The organism is Streptomyces sp. NPDC007164 (genome assembly GCF_040634135.1).
Taxonomy (GTDB): Bacteria; Actinomycetota; Actinomycetes; order Streptomycetales; family Streptomycetaceae; genus Streptomyces; species Streptomyces sanglieri.
The window spans coordinates 1-1,415 of sequence record NZ_JBEYFB010000113.1 but is presented as its reverse complement, the minus strand read 5'-3'; the positions used below and the strand labels follow the sequence as shown (position 1 = coordinate 1,415).

Below are 1,415 nucleotides of genomic sequence, written 5' to 3'. Positions count from 1 at the left end.
GCTGAGACCTGATGCCGAGCCGATTGTGGTGAAGTGGATGATCCTATGCTGTCGAGAAAAGCCTCTAGCGAGTTTCATGGCGGCCCGTACCCTAAACCGACTCAGGTGGTCAGGTAGAGAATACCGAGGCGTTCGGGTGAACTATGGTTAAGGAACTCGGCAAAATGCCCCCGTAACTTCGGGAGAAGGGGGGCCATCACTGGTGAGGAGACTTGCTCTCCGAGCTGGGGGTGGCCGCAGAGACCAGCGAGAAGCGACTGTTTACTAAAAACACAGGTCCGTGCGAAGCCGTAAGGCGATGTATACGGACTGACGCCTGCCCGGTGCTGGAACGTTAAGGGGACCGGTTAGCTGACTTTCGGGTCGGCGAAGCTGAGAACTTAAGCGCCAGTAAACGGCGGTGGTAACTATAACCATCCTAAGGTAGCGAAATTCCTTGTCGGGTAAGTTCCGACCTGCACGAATGGCGTAACGACTTCTCGACTGTCTCAACCATAGGCCCGGTGAAATTGCACTACGAGTAAAGATGCTCGTTTCGCGCAGCAGGACGGAAAGACCCCGGGACCTTTACTATAGTTTGATATTGGTGTTCGGTTCGGCTTGTGTAGGATAGGTGGGAGACTTTGAAGCGGCCACGCCAGTGGTTGTGGAGTCGTCGTTGAAATACCACTCTGGTCGTGCTGGATGTCTAACCTGGGTCCGTGATCCGGATCAGGGACAGTGTCTGATGGGTAGTTTAACTGGGGCGGTTGCCTCCTAAAGAGTAACGGAGGCGCCCAAAGGTTCCCTCAGCCTGGTTGGCAATCAGGTGTTGAGTGTAAGTGCACAAGGGAGCTTGACTGTGAGACCGACGGGTCGAGCAGGGACGAAAGTCGGGACTAGTGATCCGGCAGTGGCTTGTGGAAGCGCTGTCGCTCAACGGATAAAAGGTACCCCGGGGATAACAGGCTGATCTTCCCCAAGAGTCCATATCGACGGGATGGTTTGGCACCTCGATGTCGGCTCGTCGCATCCTGGGGCTGGAGTCGGTCCCAAGGGTTGGGCTGTTCGCCCATTAAAGCGGTACGCGAGCTGGGTTTAGAACGTCGTGAGACAGTTCGGTCCCTATCCGCTGTGCGCGTAGGAATATTGAGAAGGGCTGTCCCTAGTACGAGAGGACCGGGACGGACGAACCTCTGGTGTGCCAGTTGTCCTGCCAAGGGCATGGCTGGTTGGCTACGTTCGGAAAGGATAACCGCTGAAAGCATCTAAGCGGGAAGCCTGCTTCGAGATGAGTATTCCCACCAACTTGATTGGTTAAGGCTCCCAGTAGACGACTGGGTTGATAGGCCAGATGTGGAAGCCCGGTAACGGGTGGAGCTGACTGGTACTAATAGGCCGAGGGCTTGTCCTCAGTTGCTCGCGTCCACTGTGTT

Annotated in this window: 1 rRNA gene (running past one end of the window); it reads left to right on the top strand. The window is 55.7% G+C overall.

Features of this window, described 5'->3' with window-relative positions:
- A 23S ribosomal RNA gene (locus ABZ622_RS41585) occupies window positions 1-1,393 on the top strand (it extends 1,799 nt beyond the left edge of the window).
- Window positions 1,394-1,415: the final 22 nt, after the last annotated feature.